The sequence below is a fragment of the Desulfobulbus sp. genome (assembly GCF_030824455.1).
Classification (GTDB): domain Bacteria; phylum Desulfobacterota; class Desulfobulbia; order Desulfobulbales; family Desulfobulbaceae; genus Desulfobulbus.
The window spans coordinates 17,396-34,092 of record NZ_JAVBXR010000034.1 but is presented as its reverse complement, the minus strand read 5'-3'; the positions used below and the strand labels follow the sequence as shown (position 1 = coordinate 34,092).

The window sequence follows — 16,697 nt, the reverse complement described above, 5'->3', positions numbered from 1 at the left end:
CGCATGGACCTGGAGAGCCTGAAAACCAAGTTTTACCAACTGGTCGCCCCCAGCCTGCCCAACGAATGGGACGTGGAAGAGGCCCTCAGTCCGCTGGCAACCGACGAGGCCCAGCACGTCGACGATATTTTTGCTCAGGTGCCGGCCATTTGGCCGGTGTCGCACTCGCTCTGCTTTGCCTACCTTTCCGCCGCCGGCCCGGCGCTCTGTTGTCTGGCCCCGGACGAGTTGTCGCTGTGGGTGCACACCCTGCTGGATCGCTATGAAACCGGCGGGCTGCGCGGGGCCCAAGTGTTCATGGAAGATGTGGAACAGCAATTTGCCTGCCACCAGCGAGGGCAGGGCGGCCTGAGGCTGATCGACGTGCGGTCGCGGCTGCAGCCCTACGTCAACGGACTGGCCGGCAGGGAGTTGCCGCTGATTGCCGCCGACCAGGCCGGAACCGATGCCGAATCAATCTATCTGCCCAGCGAGATCGGGGTGTTTAGCGAACATGCGGAAAACTTCCTCGTCTACAAACTGATGGCCAGTTTCCAGTGGGCCTGCCTCGAGGCCGGAACCTTTGCCGCCCCCCGGCATGTGCCGCATCGCAAGAAGGGAGCCCATCCGCTCGACTGCTTTTTCTCCGAATTCAGCGTCCCTGCCCAGGCCCGCTGTCTCTACCATTTTTTTGAAACCAACCGAGTGCTCAGCTTCCTGCGGGGCGAACTGCCGGGCCTGATGCGCCAGGCGGCGCCGCTGTTGCCCCGGTTGCCGCTCTCCAGCGACGAGGCCGAATCCTGCAACCTGCTGGATCGTCTACAGCAGCGGTTGCTGCGCGCCATATCGCCCCCGCCCCCGCCGTCGCCCCTGGATGATCGGGCCTTTGCCCTGCTGCGCCGTGGTCAGGAACCGCATGCGGACAACGAGGTCAGTGTGGAAGCGGTCCGCGAGCTGATGCCGTTGCTGGGGCCCGAGGAAGATCTGGGCCTGACCCGGCCCCTGCTTTTCCAGGGCACGTTGCGGCTTCAGGAGATGCGCAATCTGGGGATGAAGCAGCAAGCGGACAAGGAGTTGCGGTTGATGCAGACCGTTACCGCCAAACTCCCCGCAGTGAAGAAAGACGCGCAGACAGAGAGCAATCCGGACGGTTCCACCGGCCAACAGGGGCAGGACATTGCCCTGATCATGGAGGTGGAAAACGCCTGGGAACAACTGACGCCGTTCATGCAATCCCAGGCGCAGCAATTCGACGTCAGCGAGGCGAACCTCAAGACGCTCAAGCAGGATCAGCAGCGACCGGGCCGCAACACCCTGACCGACCAATCGCCCAGCGCCACCGAAGGCAAGGCCGGACAGCTGTTCACCCTGGGCAAGCACGGCGGCGGTTCCGCTACCGAGCCCGGGAGCGCGGAGCCAGTGGTCTACGACGAATGGGACTATCGCCGCAAGGGCTACCGCAAAAACTGGTGCGTGGTCACGGAAAAAGAGATTCCGCCGGTGCAAAACTCGTTTATCGAACAGACCCTCAAGCGGTACCGCGGTCAGATCCGCCGGCTGCGCCATCAGTTTGAACTGCTCCAGACCAGCGAACGCTTTGTCCGGCGGCAACGGGAAGGCAACGACATCGATTTTGACGCCCTGGTGGAATCCCTGGCCGACAACATCGCCGGTCGTCCGCCCTCGGACCGGCTGTTCATCCGCCTGTCCCGCGAACAGCGCGACATTGCAGTGTATTTTTTGGTGGACATGTCCAACTCCACCGCCGGTTGGGTGGGTCAATCCATTAAGGAGGCTTTGGTGCTGATCTGCGAGTCGCTGGAAGTGCTCAACGACCGCTACGGCATCTACGGCTTTTCCGGGATGCGGCGTCTGCGCTGCGAGCTCTTTCCGGTCAAACGCATGGACGAGCGTTATACCCCGGCGGTGCGGCAACGGATCAGCGCCATTGGTCCCCGCGAATACACGCGCATGGGGCCGGCCATCCGCCACATGACCTCGCTCTTTGCCCAGGTGGAGGCCAAGGTCCGGCTGCTGATCATGCTCTCCGACGGCAAACCCGAGGACTACGACGACTACAAGGGCGACTACGCGGTCGAGGACACCCGTCACGCCTTGCTGGAAGCCAAGGCTCAGGGCGTGCATCCCTTCTGCATCACCATCGACCGTCAGGCCCACGAATACATGGACCACATGTACGGCGAGGTCAACTACATCTTCATCGACAAGGTGAAACAACTGCCGGCGCGGATGTCGGAAATTTACCGCGCCCTGACCAGTTGAAAGGCAGCCCTTATGCAAAACTTTTTGTTATTGGCAGGTGCGGCGATGCGATGGTTCGGCTGCTTTCTGGCGATTTTTTTTGTAGCAACCGGAACCTGTTGGAGCCAAAGCGGGGAGGCAGATGCAACCAACGCGATAGACGCGATAGCCCAGCAGCTCAAAGTGCAGGCCTATCGCGCCTATTACGGCAAGGGGCAGCCTGTCGATTACGCCCGCGCCCTTGCCTTGTATCGGCAGGCGGCGGAGCGCGGCGACGCCGAGGCCCAATTTGTGACCGGCGGCATGCTCTATCAGGGACAGGGCACGGATCCCGACAAACGCGGCGGATTCAAATGGCTGCTCCAGGCGGCGGAGCAGGGCAAGGTGTCGCCGGAGTCGCTGGCCATTATCGGCGCCATGTATCTGCGCGGCAGCACGGTGCCGCAGAATTATCTGGAGGCCAAAAAATGGCTCGCTGACGCGGCCGAGCAAGGCAACCTTGCCGCCCAAAACGACCTAGCCTATCTCTACTACAATGGACTCGGGGGCGAACGCGATTATGAAAAGGCCTTGACCTTGTACGAGAAGGCGGCCCTGCAGGGCGACGCCATGGCGCAGGCCAACGTCGGTTTGATGTATGCGACCGGCAGCGGAACCGACACCGACAAGGCGCGCGGCTATGCCTGGTATTCGTTGGCCGCCAGCCGGGGCAACACTATTGCCTCAATCAACCGCAACAACCTGATGATGGACATGTCCTGGGAAGAATTGAACCGGGCCCAAGCCATCTCCCTCGAGCTGTACCGCCAGGTGGAAAACATGACCAAACCCAAGCTGATCACCCCTGAGCCTCAGGAGTGAATCGGCCGTTTGCTTTCCTCTTCGCGCTGTTCACGCAGCAATGCCACAATCTCGTCAACGTCGGCGCAGGCATAGATGGCCTGACGAAGCACCGCTGCTCCGGTGAGGCCGGTGAGGAATTTCGAAGTGTGATTCTTGACTTTGAACAGCACCTTCTCAATCGGTAAAAACTGCTCGGCTAACTGCAGGTAGCGCTCAATCACCGGCATCCGTCCCGCCAGGGTTGCTGGCCGGCCTGCGGGTGAAAACAGCCAGGGATTGCCCAACGCTCCACGGCCCACCATCACGCCGTCGCATCCGGTTTCAGCCATCATCTCCAGTCCTTCGCCATACGAAAGAACGTCGCCGTTGCCGAACACCGGGATCGACACCGCCGCCTTGACCGCCCGGATCACCTGCCGATCCGCCTCGCCGCCAAAAGCCTGCGCCCAGGTGCGGGCATGGATGGTCACCGCCGCGGCTCCGGCCGCTTCAGCCATGGCGGCAAAGTCGGGCGCATTGATGGTCTCCAGGGTCCAGCCGCTGCGGAATTTGACCGTCACCGGCAGGGAAACCTGGGCGCACACCGCCCGGATGATGGCTTCGGCCCGTTGGGGATCTTTCATCAAGGCCGAGCCGCAGCCTTTTTTGACCACCTTGCGCACCGGGCAGCCCATATTGATGTCGATCAGATCCACGGGCCAGGAGGCTACGATGGCGGCCGCCCGACCCATCAACTCGGGATCGGCGCCAAAGAGCTGGACCGCAAACGGACGCTCGGCAGCGACGGTCTGCAGCAGTTCAAAGGTGTTTTTTTGGGCATAGAGCAGCCCGTGACAGCTGATCATCTCGGAAAAACACAGCGCCGCGCCGTTTTCCCGGCAGAGCAGACGAAAGGGCAGGTCGGTGTACCCGGCCAATGGGGCCAACACCAGGCCGGATTGCAGGCGCAGCGGGCCGACGGCGAGCGGCGGATACACAAGAGAGTCAGTTGAATCCATTATTTGAAGGGGAAAAAGGAAAAGGCGCCCAGAATGCTCTGCGGCGCCTTAGAAAGATGTGAGAGAGGCAGCAATCAGTTGGCCGGTTGCGCCTGCGTTTGTTGTTTCCTGAGTTTGTTGAGAACGCCGAGGTAGATGTGCTCGGACATGTCGTCGATGATTTTGCTCAGGGCCTCGTCGTCGGCGGCGCTGGTGGCTGTTTGCACCGTGTAGTCGGCGGTGTAGAGCTTGTTCGGCACCTCCCACAGAATCTTCCCAGTCTTGAGATCCTTGAGCGCATAGCGGACATACAACTGCACCTTGGTGCCGGTGGCGTCGGAGACGCTGTTCCAGGAGACGCTGGGCAGATCAATGGAAAGAATTTCACCGGCCAGGATGAGGTCGGCGCCGCTTTTTTCCTTGGTCAGGTCAACGGCCTCGGTTTTTTGAAACCAACGCGACAGCGACTGATAAATTTTCATGTCAAGGCCGAGCTTGTTGGTCCGGTTCTTCCAGGTCTGCATGTAGACCACCCGATGCGCGCCCTCATACACATGGGGAAAGTAGTAGCCGCAACCGCTGAACACCAGCGCGCAACACAGCACCAAGCCCCATCCCAATGTTTTTGTTTTCAGCATGACGCTCCTTGTTCCCTGACGCCGCAAAGCGGCCGATAGGCGTTGGCAGGCGAAAATGATCGATTACAAAACGATATTAACAAGTTTCTTTTGCACGACAATGATTTTTCTCGGTTGTTTGCCGTCCAGCGCTTTGACGATTTTTTCATCCGCCAGCGCCAGCTGCTGCAAGGCCTGGTCGTCAATGTCGGCCACCGCCTGCAGTTTGGCCCGCACCTTGCCGTTCAGCTGCACCACAATGGTGATCTCGTCTTCCTTGGCCGCTTCAACATTGTAGGTCGGCCAGACGGCGCTGTGGAGTTGCTGACCATGACCGGAAATGGACCACAGTTCCTCGCAAAAATGGGGCGCCATAGGGAACAGCAGGGTGAGGATGGTTTCCAGAGATTCGCGCAGCACAGCAGGGGCAATCGTTTCCTGGGTCGTGGTCGCGGCCAGGTTGACCAATTCCATGACCCCGGAAATGGCGGTGTTGAAGTGAAAATTGCTCTCAATGGACTCGGTGACCCGCCGGATGGTCTGATGGGTTTTCCGGTGCAGCGTGCGGGAGGCGTCGTTGAGCGCGGCCATGTCAACGCCGGCGTGCTGGTCAAAGCAGGCGAGGTTGTGCGCAACCATGCGATACACGCGGTTGAGGAAACGCGAGGCCCCTTCCACGCCCTGGGCGTTCCATTCGAGGTCGCGCTCTGGCGGCGCGGCAAACAGGGAAAACAACCGCACCGTGTCGGCCCCGTACTGCTCGATCAGGTCGTTGGGGTCCACCACGTTGCCCTTGGACTTGGACATCTTGGCCCCGTCTTTGATCACCATGCCCTGGGTGAGCAGGTTGGTGAAGGGTTCGTCCACCTCCAGGTAACCGAGATCGCGCAGCATCTTGGTGAAGAAACGGGAATAGAGCAGATGCAAAATGGCGTGCTCCACGCCGCCGATGTATTGGTCGACCGGCAGCCAGTAGGCGGCGGCTTCCTTGTCGATGGGGGCGCTGTCCAGACTGGGGTTGGTGTAGCGGGCAAAATACCAGGACGATTCAACAAAGGTGTCGAGGGTGTCGGTTTCCCGCCGGGCCGGTTTGCCGCAGCGCGGACAGGAAGCGGCAATGAATGCGTCCTGTTGGTGAAGCGGGCTGTGGCTGCCCTTGGGTTCTCCGGCGCCGGGCAGCAAAATCGGCAGTTCGGATTCCGGCACAGGGACAATGCCGCAGGAGTCGCAATGAACCACCGGAATGGGCGCGCCCCAATAGCGCTGACGGGAGATGCCCCAGTCGCGCAGACGATAGGTGACGTGCGGCCGGCCAAATCCTTCCTGGGTCGCATGGTCAATGATCGCCTGCTGGGCCTTGAGCGAATCCATGCCGGTGAACGAACCGGAACCCGTCAGCACGCCGGGCTCTTCGGAAGCGGCGGTCATCGCGGCCGGTTCCAGAACCTCGTCGCCGGGTTGCACCACCACTCGAATCGGCAGGTCGTACTTGCGGGCAAACTCAAAATCGCGCTGGTCATGGGCCGGCACAGCCATGACCGCGCCGGTGCCGTACTCCATCAGCACGAAGTTGGCGGCGTAGATCGGAACCCGGTCGCCGGTAAAGGGGTTGATGCAGTAACTGCCGGTGAACACGCCCTGTTTTTCCAGATCCTGATCCAGGCTGGAGCGCTGCTTGGCGATCACGGTTTCCTGAATAAAGGCGTTGACCTGCTGTTGCTGCGGTTTGCCCTCGGTCAGGGTTTTGAGCAACGGGTGCTCAACCGCAAGCGACATAAAGGTGACGCCAAAGATGGTGTCCGGCCGGGTGGTGAAGATGGTGATGGTCTGATCGCTGCCTTCCACCTTGAAATCGCAGGCCAGCCCGGTGCTCTTGCCGATCCAGTTGCGCTGCATGGTTACCACCTTTTCCGGCCAGCCGCCGAGCTTGTCCAGATCGGCCAGCAACTCCTCGACGTAATCGGTGATTTTGAAAAACCAGCCGTACATGGTTTTGGGCAGCACCGGATGATCGCAGCGCCAACAGGTTCCGTCGATCACCTGCTCGCGAGCCAGCACCGTCTGACAATCATTGCACCAGTTGACCGTGGTTTCCTTGCGGTAGATCAGTCCCCGCTCCAGCATCTTGAGAAAGAGCTGCTGTTCCCAGCGGTAATAATCCGGTTTGCAGGTGGCCAGTTCCCGATCCCAGTCGTAGCTCAACCCCATGGCCTTGAGCTGGCCGCGCATGTAGTCGATATTGTCGTAGGTCCAGGAGGCGGGGTGAATGCCGCGTTTCATCGCCGCATTTTCAGCCGGCAGGCCAAAGGCGTCCCAGCCCATGGGATGGAGGACGTTAAAACCCTGCATCCGTTTGTAGCGGGCAATAACGTCGCCGATGGAATAGTTGCGCACATGGCCCATGTGAATGCGCCCGGAGGGGTAGGGAAACATTTCCAGGACGTAGTACTTGGGGCGGCCGGGTTGATGGTTGACTTTGTTGGTCTTTTCCTCTTCCCAGCGTTGTTGCCACCGTTGCTCGATGGTCTTGAAATCGTATTTGTCGTTGGTTTGCATAACGGATTGCGCGTGTGTGCCAAAGGGATGGATGGAAACGGTTCAGTTGAAGTCGACTTCAGCAGGCATGCCGGGCTCCGGTGGATAGTGGGAGGCAGACATCCGGCTGGTGTAATTCTCAAAGGTGGTGTACTCGCCCAGGAAGGTCATTTTGATTATGCCGGTCGGGCCGTTGCGCTGTTTACCGATGATGACCTCGGCCAGACCCCGGTTGGGGTTGTCTTCGCTTCGGTTGTAGACCTCGTCGCGGTAGATGAACATGATGACGTCCGCGTCCTGCTCGATGGCGCCTGATTCGCGCAGGTCGGCGAGTTGGGGGCGTTTGTCGGTCCTGTTTTCCAGGCTGCGGTTGAGCTGGGACAGGGCAAGCACCGGCACGTTCAGCTCCTTGGCCATGGCCTTGAGCGAACGGGAAATTTCAGAGATTTCCTGGGCCCGATTTTCGGAATTGTTTTTGCCCTGCATCAGCTGCAGGTAGTCGACGACCACCATGCCCAGATCGTGTTCGGATTTGAGGCGGCGCGCCTTGGCCCGCATTTCGAGCACCGTCAGGCCGGCGGTGTCGTCGATGTAGATCGGGGCGTCGGCGAGCATGCCGGTGGCGCGGGTTAACTTGGGCCAGTCGTTGTCGTGGAGTTTGCCGGTGCGGATGCGCTGCGAATCAATGCGGCCAACGGAACAGAGCATACGCAGGGCAAGCGACTCCATGGACATTTCCAGGCTAAAAACCGCCACCGCCACCTTGCCAATCAGGGCGGCGTGCTGAACGATGTTCATCGCCAGCGCAGTTTTGCCCATGGAGGGACGGGCGGCAAGAATGATCAACTCGGCGGGCTGCATGCCTGCGGTCATGCGGTCGAGTTCATCGTAGCCAGTGGCCACGCCGGTGATGTGTTCCTGCTTGTCGAACAGCTTGGTGATGCGGTCAAAGGCGCGGGGCACAATCGTGGACATGGCCTGAAAGCCCTGTCCTTTGTTGGAATGCGCAATTTCAAAAATGGTTTTTTCGGCCTGATCAACCAGTTGCTCAATGTCGTCCTGGGCGTCGTAACAGCGGGCCGCCACCTCGGAGGTGGTTTGAATCAGACGCCGGAGAACCGATTTTTTGCGGATGATCTGGGCATGGTGGTGCAGGGTGCCGGCAAAGGGGATAATGTCGGTTAACGAGGCCAGATAGGCGGCGCCGCCGATAGCCTCCAATTTATTCTGATCATTGAGCAATCCAGTGACGGTGATCAGATCGTGGGGCTCGTGTTTTTCAAAAAGCGAGCGCATGGCCGCGAAAATGGTCTTGTGCGCGTCGCGATAAAAATCCTCCGGCTCTAGCAACTCGACGATTTTCAACAAGGCTTTGTCTTGCAACAGGATCGTGCCCAACACCGCCTGTTCGGCCTCGATGTTTTGAGGGGGAATCATGCGGGTTGTTTGCGCGCTTATGGGAGGAACATTGTACTGCATGCGTGGATGCTCTGCTGAAGAAAAAGAGACGTTAAAATGCAGCCGCAACTATACCTGCACCATCCGTGGATGGCACGTTGAAAATGAAAGTGCCTTTTCTGCAGGCAGAAAAGGCACTTAAACACACCAAGGCGATTTGAAAAATTTCGCTCACCGCCGCTCGTCGCGAGCCGTATGCAGGGGTTGCGCGTCTCTTGGAAAGAGGTTGGCGCGATCTGCCGACTGTTACTGCACGTCGCCGATGGTCTCAGGAACAACCTGGACGAGCACGAAGGCGGTGGTCTGGTAGCCGGTTTTCACGCCCACTTTATACTCGCCAACGGTTTTAATGGCGTCCGGCATGACCAGCGCTCTTTTATCCACAGTAACGCCAGCGGCCTGCAAGGCTACCACAACGTCATTGCTGGTGACGGAACCAAACAAACGATTCTCGTCGCCAACACGTTTTGCAACGGCAACAACCTTGCCTTCGAGTTGCGCGGCCAATCCTTCAGCCTGTTTTTTCTGCTCGGCAAGGCGGGCGGCAATGGCTTGTTTTTCTTTGTCCAGCCGGGCCAGCGAAGCTTTGTTGACCAGAACCGCTTTTTGTCGGGGGATAAGGAAATTCCGCGCAAACCCAGGTTTCACCTTAACGATTTCACCTTCCTGGCCAAGAGTTTCGATTGTTTCTTTTAATATGATTTCCATTGATAGAACCCTCTTCCTGTATCGTATGTGTCAGTTATCAACGATTAACTGCCAAAAGCAAGACCACCTCAATATGCGGCGCGCTCACTCGTTATTGTATCGTTCTTTCGACGTCTGCCGGATGTTGAGCCAGACATCGCTTAATCCGAGTATCGCAAGAAGTATCAGACTGTAACTTTGAATCAGCAAAACAAAGTAGAGAATGATGCGTACAAACACCGGAACCTTCCATCGTGCCAACAAGGCAATAACCACCGCCAGTCCCTGAAAAAAATAGAGCAAACCGGCGACAAGCGTCAACCAGCCGCCGGCACGCTGCAACACGCCGTTGCTGATCAGCAGGAGCGTCACGCCAACAATAGGCGCCCACACCAATTGTTCGGGAAGCCTCCATGTCGAATACTCTCCCCAGGGAGGTTTGCCGGCGCCGCCCCATCGCGCCATCAGGCTGTTGGCCACGGCCATGTTAATCCATACCGTCAGGATCACCATAGACGTCAACAACCCAGGGAGCAACTTGGGGATGGTTTCTCGCAGACTGTTGGTGATTTGCTGCAGACTTGCCAGCATTTCAGGCGTAATGCCCGCCTCAGGGGCGCTGTACAACTCTAGAGTCTGCTGAAAGCCAACATCAAACACGCGGAGCAAATAGTTGTAGGGATTAGTTCCTGCCAAAAGGCCGTACACTCCCCAGAAAACCATCCATGCCAAACCGAGGGCTATAACGCCTTTGCCCCCGCTTTTTGCTGCGGATTCCCCAGCAAGCGCGCTTGTAAAAAGCGTGTACCCCAAAGGAACAAGCGTCAGAGAGAAAAAAAAGGTCTCAACGCCTTGGGTCAGCAATGCGCCGAATCCAGCCAACAAGAGGCTGGAGCGCAACAGCGCAATCCCTATTTTGTATCCATTTATTGTGAGCAGATGAAAAACTGGAACTGCCAACAACCCGCTCAACCACCCAAAGAGCGACGGACTCAACGCCGGAATGAAAAAGAGCGCGCCGAGGATGAGCAACTGACCGGGTGGAAAAGAAGGATTTTTCCACCCGGGCCCGGTATTTGTCATGCCTTGCCAAACGGGTTAGAACTGGGTTGATCCCATGTAGGGCAACAAGGCCAATTGTCTGGCCCGCTTCACGGCTTCGGTCAACTCGCGCTGATGTTTGGCGCATGTGCCGTAAATCCGCCGCGGAATGATCTTCCCTCGTTCGGTGACAAAATTTCTCAGGGTTTTAGGATCTTTGTAATCAATGGTAACGTCTTGATCGGTGCAAAAACGGCAAACACGACGACGTGAGAAAACTTTTTTGGGTTGAGACATGATGCAACTCCTTAAATGGTTCCTGGTGGCGTTGAGACGATTTACTCTTCAGCGGCGTCGTCTTCCAGCGATTCGCTGTCAAACTCATCGCCTTCGGCATTTTCAGCTTGAGCTCTTTCGCGGGCGGCAGCCTTATCAGCAATGCGCTGTTTTTCGGCTTCGATTGCTTCCGCATTCATGCCTTCGCCGAGCTTAACGGTCAGATAGCGAAGCGCTCTGTCGTCAATCCTGAAGATGCGCTCAATTTCGTCAACGGTTTTCCCCGGAGCGGCATAATTCAGGTACACATAATAGCCCTGAACTTCCCTGTTGATTTCATAAGCCAAACGCTTGACGCCCCAACGGTCGAGGCAGATGATCGAGCCGCCGTCATCGGTGATGATGGCGTTGGTACGCTCAATGATTTCGGTGAATTGCTCCTCGCCCAAGTTAGGGCGAAGGATGTACGTGGTTTCGTAATGACGCATGATTCCTCCTCGTGGTCATGGTGGCCCTCGCTTCAATCCTGGCGGTGAGAGCGAGAAGGTTATAGTGGACAAGCCGACTATGTTAGTAAGAAACAGCAGGTAAAGTCAAGGGAAAAGGCAGTTAAGGAAGGGCGGGGGGCGATTGTTTTTCCTGCAGCTTTATACGCGCCCACTGAGCGCGCAATTCTTGTTCGTCTGTATACTGAACGCCGGCAAAGACATGCGGGTGTCGCCTGATCATTTTGGCGACAATGCTTTCAAAAACATCGTCAGCGGTAAATTTTTGCTGTTCGCTCAACAGCGTGGTCAGCATGGCGAGGATAAAAAACACATCGCCGATTTCGTCGCGGATCTCGGATTCCTCTCCCTTGTCAATGGCTTCCGCTAATTCTTGACACTCTTCAAGGAGATATTTTTTCAACGACGTCGGGCTTTGGCGCTTATCCCAAGGGCAACCACTCTCGCCGCGCAAAACCGCAACAATATGTAGCAACCGGTCAAACCCTTTGAGATGCTCTCCTCGCAGCAAAGTGTCGGTTTTATCCACAATGCGTGCCTATCGGTTTTCCAAAATTTGCAGGGCCTGCTCTATCCGACTGCCTTCATCTTGATGATGATTGCCAAGCAAATCTTCCAGTCTGTCGAGCATCTGCTGATGGGCGCTGTTGATAATTTCCAGATCCTGGATGGTTTGAGCGGCGGAATTTTCGGTGACGTTCATTGCCTCGCGCAGATCGCCGGCGTTTTTCATCAGGGCCTTGACCTCCGATATTTTTTCCAGGCGAAGAAACAACTCGTCAAAGTTAACCGGTTTCTCCAAATAATCGACAGCGCCTTTCTTCATGGCGTCAACCGCCGTGTCAACGGACGAATGGGCGGTGATGACGATCACCTCGATTTCCACGCTGCGTTCTTTGGCTATTTTCAGCAATTCAATGCCGCCGATGTCGCCGGGCATAACCAAGTCGGTTATGACCACGTCAAACACCATGGCGTCCAGCAACCTTGCCGCCTCGGCGCCGTCGGCAGCCACCGTGACTTCGTAGCCTTCCCGGCTGAGTCGTTTTTCAAATAATTTCCGAATCACCGGGTCGTCGTCGGCGACAAGTATCGTCATGCTGTTCATAGGCGCACCATTGAGCGTTCAGTCGCGGCTTGCTCGGACATTGTTTATTTCGTTTATTTCAATTGATAAAAAATGGATCGAAGATGTCGTTTCGGGATAAATCGGGGACAAATTCCCGTCAACGACTCGGTGGAGCCAATAATCAAATAGCCGTCAGGCTCAAGGACATCGGCAATTTTGTTAAACAATTTTTTTCTGTCCTCAAGCGTGAAATAGATGGCCACATTTCTGCAGAGAACAATGTCAAATTTCCCCAAACCAATGAAAGGCGACATCAGATTGAACTTACGAAAGTTGGCCATGGCCCGAATCTGGTCGTTTACTTTCCAGGTTTGCCCGACCGAACTGAAATATTTTGTGAGTTTGTCCCGGGCAAGTCCTCGTTCTATTTCAAATTTATTGTATTTTCCGCTGCTTGCCTGGGCGACCGCCGCGTCGCTGATGTCGGTTCCAATTAATTTAATGGAGTATTTTGACATGTCTCCCAGGAGTTCCTGAAGGACAATGGCAATGGAGTATAATTCCTGCCCAGTTGAACTGGCGGCGCTCCATATTTTTAAATTAGTTTTTGAAAAAGATGATTTAGCTGCACGAGCATCGATTAATTCCGGAAGAATTTTGTGCTGCAACAGTTGGAATGGGCCAGTGTCGCGAAAAAAGAGCGTTTCATTGGTGGAGATGGCGTCAATGATTTTTCGTTCGATAAGTTTCGACGCGTCGGCCTTGGCTTTTCTGTGAAAATCCTGGTAGCTGGAGCATCCCTGTTCCTCGGCAATGGCGTTCAACCGGGTCTCTAGGAGATACTTTTTGCTCTCGTCAAGATATATCCCCGAAATTTCGTAGATATATTTAGTTATGAGCTTGATCTCTTCCGGTGTAATTTTCAGCATGGGGACCGTCGTTTGAAGGAATCCATCATTTGACCGATTTGACTATTTCACCGGCAATTTTATCCAACGGCGTCACAACATCGGTCAGGCCGAGTTCAGCCGGCGCCTTAGGCATACCGTAGACAACGCAACTATCCTCATTCTGTCCGATAATCAAAGCTCCTTTTTGCTTCAGAATTTTCAATCCTTTGGTGCCGTCCGAGCCCATTCCAGTCATAATCACCGCCGTGGTCCGCCCCACATAATAATCGGCGACTGATCGGAACAGATAATCAGCCGATGGTTTGCACGAATTCTCAGGAGGATCGTTGGTGATTTTGATCAATCGGTTGGTGCCGTCGGCGGAAGCAACGAGTTTCATCTGTTTACCACCGGGAGCGATATATGCAACATTTGCTTGCAAAGGTTCGCCGTCCTGCGCTTCCTTCACAGTCAAAGCGCATTTCGCGTTGAGACTGTTGGCCAATGATTTGGTAAACACTGGCGGCATGTGCTGAACAATAACGATCGGCACGCCGAGATCGCCAGGCAACATAGGCATCATTCGGGCTAAGGCGTTCGGCCCGCCGGTGGAAATGCCGATGGTGACAATTTCCGATTTTCCTTGCCGACGACTGGCTGCCGCTCCCGGCACTACGCTTCTGGCTCCTGCCGCAAGCGGCATTCCGCTTGTTGGGCGCATTGCAGTCGGGCCTGCTCCAACCTTTCTAGCCACAACTCCGCTTCGCGCGCCCGCCTGCAACGAGCCCACCGTGGTCCGCCCGGTTTGGAAAGCCTTGATCAATGGAGCGAGCAGTGTACGGAGCTGCTGCTTGCTGTCGTTAATGTTGGTTGCGCTGGGTTTCAAGATGAAATCATAGGCGCCAAGTTCCAAGGCGCGCATGGTCATGTCGCCGCCTTCGCTGGTCAGGGTGGAGACCATGATGGCGGAGACGTTTGGCGCATGCTGCTGCAAATATTGCAAGACCTCAATGCCGTTCATCTCCGGCATCTCAATGTCCAGCGTGAGCAAATCAGGCTTCAACGTCTGTATTTTGGAAATGGCAATCTTGCCGTTATGAGCCACGCCCACCACCTCAACCCCAGGCATTTCAGCAAGAATATCACTGACCGCCTTGCGATAGACAATAGTGTCGTCAACCACCAATACTTTTATTTTTTTTCCAATCATGAAACAGTCAAGGTCAGAGGGTGGACCAACAAACGGCCTTATATCAGCAATTACCGTTCAAGTCCGCGATTCAGGTTGTCGGATTCAATCCGCAACACCTCTTTGATGTCGAGGATGCCGATCAGTTTGTTCTCGGTTTTATAAACGCCGGTGAAAAAAGACCCCTGGATGCCGCTCATGTTGGCGGGCGCAGGTTCGATCCGGTCCGGGTCGGCCATAACCACGTCGCTGATGCGGCTGACCAGCAGGCCGACATGCTCGCCGGGGGCGTTGATGATGATGTTGCGCGATTCGTTGCTGATTTCCACATTACCTAGGCCAAGCTTCTGGCCAAGATCAATAATGGTGACAATCTGCCCGCGCAGGTTGAGAATGCCGACCATATAGTCCGGAGCCTGGGGCACCTTGGTCATCTCCATGAGTTTATTGATTTCCTGAACCTTAAGGATGTCCATGCCGCACAGGGCGTGGCCAACGTAGAAGGTTGCCAGTTCAATGATGTTTTTGGTCAGCTTGCTTTGCTCAGCCATTGTTCAACTCCATCGTGCTTTTATGGAAGAGGTTCAAATTCTGTTAACGGATTGGCGCGGCGTGTCACACCTTGAAGTGCCGCACCAGCCCTTTGAGTTGCTCGGCCATGCGGGTCAGGTCGACAGCGCTGGTCTTGAGGTTGGCGCTTCCTTGGAAGATCAAATCGGCGGATTGACTGACCTCCGCAATATCTTGGGCCACATTGCTTGAAACAGTCGAAACTTGCGCGACGCTTTGGGTAACTTCTTTGATGCCAATGGATGCTTGACTGATATTGGTTGCTATCTCGCCGGTGGTGGCCGACTGCTCCTCAACCGCAGCGACGATGGACGTCACAATGGCGTTCACTTCGTTAATGACCTGGGTGATTTGCTGGATCTGCTTGACTGTCTCCTGCGTAGATCCCTGAATCGACTCGATTTTATTTTTAATCTCACCGGTTGCCCCGGCTGTCTGCTTTGCCAGTTCCTTGATTTCGTTGGCGACAACAGCAAATCCCTTACCGGCTTCGCCGGCGCGGGCGGCTTCGATTGTGGCGTTAAGCGCCAGAAGATTGGTTTGTTCCGAAATTTCGGTGATTGCCTCGGTCACTTTGCCAATTTCCACCGCCGCCCGACCCAGTTCGTCGACTTTTTCGGAAGCCGAACCTGCTTCCCGAACCGCAGATTTGGTGATTTCCTGGGCCTTTTCCGTTGACTTGACAATCTCGTTAATGGTCGACGTCATCTCGTCGGTGGCTGTGGCCACCAAAGCGATATTGGTGGCCGCCTGTTCGGTGGCAGCGGCCACGGTTGACATATTGGAACTCATGTCTTCCGCAGATTCGGCAACGGAAATGGTTCTGGAAAAAGTGGTTTCAGCGCTGCAGGAAAATGCATCTGCCGAGTTCCCTAACATGCTTGAAGAGTCCAATAGGGTGTCGCTGGCAGCGCCAATGTCTTTCATCATGACATTAAGCTTGCCGACCATGACGCTGAGCCTGGCGACCATTTGGCCGATCTCGTCATCGGTTCTGGCCGCCAGTTTGCCCCGCAGATCGCCGCTTGCAATGCGATCTATAAAGCTGTTGACCTCTCGCAAAGGTTTCATGATCCCGGATTGGATCATATATACGCAGAGTGCGGCAATGACGGAAATGATTGCCGCCGACGACCAGATAACGTGCCAGCGAGCCTTGGCGACGGCCTTGTGGGCGCCTTCCAGGGAACTGATAATCTCAAACGCCCCATGCACCTCGCCTTCGCGCCAACCTTCCTTGACTCCTCCGGTAACGTCTTTGCCGCCCACCGGATCGCCATGACAATACAGGCATTCGCTGGTGAGCCGAATCGGTCTGAAGTAGCGAATCTGGTTTTCTTCAACAACGATTTTTTCGGTCAGATTGCTGCGTTCAAACTCAATCAGAACCTCTTTCTCAAGATCCGTCGGGGTGTTTTTGGGGTTTCTCGGCGCCATTTTAGGAACGCGAAACGTGTATCCCGCCTCCTGTGCCTTGGAGGCGGCAACATCAATGGCGGTGATGACCGGCACCGCCTCCATGATGTTGTCCCCAGTTAATTGATCAAAGGGTTTAATCACGCCGCGTTGCAGTTTTTTGGCCATCTCGTCGCGCGTCGCCTCGGCCATCATTACAATGCCCGCACTTTTCGAGATAATGGCCTCTTCTGTGCCGGAACGGATGTCGTTTATGCGTTGCCAGGTGAGAATCAGGGCAATAACCGCCGGGCCCAGCAGGGCCAGGGCAAGAATTTTCCATTGAATGCTGATGCTGGACAGTTTCATTCTTTTTGTTTGTTTCCTTGTGCCACGCGAAAAG

At 55.9% G+C, this 16,697-nt stretch carries 16 protein-coding genes; 2 read left to right on the top strand and 14 right to left on the bottom strand.

Translation table 11 applies throughout. The features are described 5' to 3' along the window. Positions 1-3: 3 nt before the first annotated feature. On the top strand, positions 4-2,262 hold the full coding sequence (locus tag RCH93_RS06190; RefSeq protein ID WP_306547457.1) for a nitric oxide reductase activation protein NorD: 2,259 nt from the start codon (positions 4-6) through the stop codon (positions 2,260-2,262). Positions 2,263-2,424: 162 nt separating this feature from the next. Continuing rightward, the gene (locus RCH93_RS06185) at positions 2,425-3,102 is read left to right on the top strand and encodes a tetratricopeptide repeat protein (protein ID WP_306547456.1); all 678 of its coding nucleotides are present in this window, start codon (positions 2,425-2,427) and stop codon (positions 3,100-3,102) included. On the opposite strand, the gene dusB is transcribed toward RCH93_RS06185, so the two are convergent. From dusB to RCH93_RS06115, 14 genes are all read right to left on the bottom strand, one after another. Continuing rightward, positions 3,093-4,061 carry a tRNA dihydrouridine synthase DusB gene (dusB, locus tag RCH93_RS06180; RefSeq protein WP_306547455.1) on the bottom strand — a complete coding sequence of 323 codons (969 nt, stop codon included), beginning with the start codon at positions 4,059-4,061 and terminating at the stop codon, positions 3,093-3,095. The genes RCH93_RS06185 and dusB overlap by 10 nt on opposite strands. A 95-nt stretch (positions 4,062-4,156) precedes the next feature. Beyond that, positions 4,157-4,699, bottom strand: a complete 543-nt coding sequence (gene lptE, locus RCH93_RS06175) for an LPS assembly lipoprotein LptE (RefSeq protein ID WP_306547454.1) — start codon at positions 4,697-4,699, stop codon at positions 4,157-4,159. Between the two features lie 63 nt (positions 4,700-4,762). After that, positions 4,763-7,234 carry a leucine--tRNA ligase gene (leuS, locus tag RCH93_RS06170; protein ID WP_306547453.1) on the bottom strand — a complete coding sequence of 824 codons (2,472 nt, stop codon included), beginning with the start codon at positions 7,232-7,234 and terminating at the stop codon, positions 4,763-4,765. A 42-nt stretch (positions 7,235-7,276) separates the two neighbouring features. Next, positions 7,277-8,650, bottom strand: a complete 1,374-nt coding sequence (dnaB, locus tag RCH93_RS06165) for a replicative DNA helicase (RefSeq protein WP_306547452.1) — start codon at positions 8,648-8,650, stop codon at positions 7,277-7,279. 267 nt (positions 8,651-8,917) lie between these two features. Further along, complete coding sequence (gene rplI / locus RCH93_RS06160; RefSeq protein WP_306547451.1) at positions 8,918-9,379, bottom strand: 50S ribosomal protein L9; 462 nt, start codon at positions 9,377-9,379, stop codon at positions 8,918-8,920. Between the two features lie 84 nt (positions 9,380-9,463). After that, entirely contained in the window at positions 9,464-10,390 is a 927-nt protein-coding gene (locus RCH93_RS06155) for a DUF2232 domain-containing protein (RefSeq protein WP_306547450.1), read from the bottom strand. Between the two features lie 66 nt (positions 10,391-10,456). Beyond that, positions 10,457-10,696 (bottom strand): 30S ribosomal protein S18, encoded by a 240-nt coding sequence (gene rpsR / locus RCH93_RS06150; RefSeq protein ID WP_306547449.1) that lies wholly within the window; start codon positions 10,694-10,696, stop codon positions 10,457-10,459. Positions 10,697-10,737: 41 nt separating this feature from the next. Further along, a complete protein-coding gene (gene rpsF, locus RCH93_RS06145) occupies positions 10,738-11,163 on the bottom strand; it encodes a 30S ribosomal protein S6 (protein ID WP_306547448.1) in 426 nt (141 codons plus the stop codon). Between the two features lie 121 nt (positions 11,164-11,284). Further along, a complete protein-coding gene (locus RCH93_RS06140; RefSeq protein ID WP_306547447.1) occupies positions 11,285-11,710 on the bottom strand; it encodes a MazG nucleotide pyrophosphohydrolase domain-containing protein in 426 nt (141 codons plus the stop codon). Between the two features lie 9 nt (positions 11,711-11,719). Beyond that, entirely contained in the window at positions 11,720-12,289 is a 570-nt protein-coding gene (locus RCH93_RS06135; RefSeq protein WP_306547446.1) for a response regulator, read from the bottom strand. Between the two features lie 53 nt (positions 12,290-12,342). Further along, a complete protein-coding gene (locus tag RCH93_RS06130) occupies positions 12,343-13,179 on the bottom strand; it encodes a protein-glutamate O-methyltransferase CheR (protein ID WP_306547445.1) in 837 nt (278 codons plus the stop codon). A gap of 25 nt (positions 13,180-13,204) precedes the next feature. Continuing rightward, positions 13,205-14,350, bottom strand: coding sequence for a chemotaxis response regulator protein-glutamate methylesterase (locus RCH93_RS06125; protein WP_306547444.1), 1,146 nt, complete (start codon positions 14,348-14,350; stop codon positions 13,205-13,207). A 50-nt stretch (positions 14,351-14,400) separates the two neighbouring features. Next, the gene (locus RCH93_RS06120; protein WP_306547443.1) at positions 14,401-14,880 is read right to left on the bottom strand and encodes a chemotaxis protein CheW; all 480 of its coding nucleotides are present in this window, start codon (positions 14,878-14,880) and stop codon (positions 14,401-14,403) included. A 64-nt stretch (positions 14,881-14,944) separates the two neighbouring features. Beyond that, on the bottom strand, positions 14,945-16,663 hold the full coding sequence (locus RCH93_RS06115) for a methyl-accepting chemotaxis protein (RefSeq protein WP_306547442.1): 1,719 nt from the start codon (positions 16,661-16,663) through the stop codon (positions 14,945-14,947). Between the last annotated feature and the right edge of the window lie 34 nt (positions 16,664-16,697).

Bases quoted from the DNA above. Each gene is read 5' to 3' on its own strand.
- rpsF (WP_306547448.1), bottom strand. From the start codon at position 11,163: ATGCGTCATTACGAAACCACGTACATCCTTCGCCCTAACTTGGGCGAG.
- RCH93_RS06120 (WP_306547443.1), bottom strand. From the start codon at position 14,880: ATGGCTGAGCAAAGCAAGCTGACCAAAAACATCATTGAACTGGCAACC.
- RCH93_RS06135 (WP_306547446.1), bottom strand. From the start codon at position 12,289: ATGAACAGCATGACGATACTTGTCGCCGACGACGACCCGGTGATTCGG.
- RCH93_RS06130 (WP_306547445.1), bottom strand. From the start codon at position 13,179: ATGCTGAAAATTACACCGGAAGAGATCAAGCTCATAACTAAATATATC.
- rpsR (WP_306547449.1), bottom strand. From the start codon at position 10,696: ATGTCTCAACCCAAAAAAGTTTTCTCACGTCGTCGTGTTTGCCGTTTT.
- leuS (WP_306547453.1), bottom strand. From the start codon at position 7,234: ATGCAAACCAACGACAAATACGATTTCAAGACCATCGAGCAACGGTGG.
- dnaB (WP_306547452.1), bottom strand. From the start codon at position 8,650: ATGATTCCCCCTCAAAACATCGAGGCCGAACAGGCGGTGTTGGGCACG.
- RCH93_RS06115 (WP_306547442.1), bottom strand. From the start codon at position 16,663: ATGAAACTGTCCAGCATCAGCATTCAATGGAAAATTCTTGCCCTGGCC.
- RCH93_RS06125 (WP_306547444.1), bottom strand. From the start codon at position 14,350: ATGATTGGAAAAAAAATAAAAGTATTGGTGGTTGACGACACTATTGTC.
- RCH93_RS06190 (WP_306547457.1), top strand. From the start codon at position 4: ATGGACCTGGAGAGCCTGAAAACCAAGTTTTACCAACTGGTCGCCCCC.
- lptE (WP_306547454.1), bottom strand. From the start codon at position 4,699: ATGCTGAAAACAAAAACATTGGGATGGGGCTTGGTGCTGTGTTGCGCG.
- rplI (WP_306547451.1), bottom strand. From the start codon at position 9,379: ATGGAAATCATATTAAAAGAAACAATCGAAACTCTTGGCCAGGAAGGT.